General features: G+C 29.6%; 1 protein-coding gene. It reads right to left on the minus strand.

Going from position 1 to position 858, the window contains the following annotated elements; all coding sequences use genetic code 11:
- Positions 1–435 precede the first annotated feature (435 nt).
- Entirely contained in the window at positions 436–576 is a 141-nt protein-coding gene (locus V7014_RS25640) for a hypothetical protein (protein ID WP_335511690.1), read from the minus strand.
- Between the last annotated feature and the right edge of the window lie 282 nt (positions 577–858).

Genomic DNA, 858 nt, shown 5'->3' on the forward strand with positions numbered 1-858 from the left:
AATTCTAGACCTGTTATGAATTTCATAACAGGTCTACAAAAAATTTGGCACCACTTGTGAACAACAATTTCCACATCTTCGCTTACAAGATATAATTGCTCAGTTAAGCCTCAATTTTGTCGACAAATTCCTTATCAAAATCTAATTACAATATAAAAAGGCAGTCCAAACCGAAAATCAGAAACTGCCTTTTGGTGAATTATATGGTTGATAAATTGCCACGAAGTTCTCTTATTTAAATATCTTTAATAATTTCTTCAGCTAAAATCGCCTTTCTCTCTTCCCATTCGAAAGCTAAAGATACAGCATGCAATAAAATCTCCCACTTTAGTCATTGTACTTAAAATAGATTAACTCATTGTAAAGTAAAATAATTATACAAAATCTTAGGTGCCTTTATTAGCTCCGTATTTAGTAAAATCATGTATTTACCAGTTATAGTAGGACCCCACGAATTTTCATTGTACGTAAATCAATATTTAGTTTATTAATACCGTACTTTTGTAATAAAAGAAATTGTATATTATATGATTCTTCAATTGTCATATACGCTTTCCTACGAGACCATTCATCCATTAGTTTCGGTTTTCGACTGAAACATTTGGATTTTCACCTAACAGGTATATAAATCCTCGGAATCATTTAAGCCTTTCCTCTTTTGCTTTGAACGCGTAATCGCTATTGTTTTCCAGACGAAGTCTACTTATAAATAATAGGTAACCTAATATTATTTTGCAAATAGAACCTAAACTTCGAATAGATAATGTACCATTAGATAAAAACCAGTAAACTTATAAATGATGTATAATTTTTTATTATATATCCATAGATTAGAAAATTTATACTTTGCATTTAGAC

Origin of the sequence: Bacillus sp. JJ722 (genome assembly GCF_036963345.1) — a bacterium.
In the GTDB taxonomy this organism is placed as follows: domain Bacteria; phylum Bacillota; class Bacilli; order Bacillales; family DSM-1321; genus Bacillus_AD.

Bases quoted from the DNA above. Each gene is read 5' to 3' on its own strand.
- V7014_RS25640 (WP_335511690.1), bottom strand. From the start codon at position 576: ATGGATGAATGGTCTCGTAGGAAAGCGTATATGACAATTGAAGAATCA.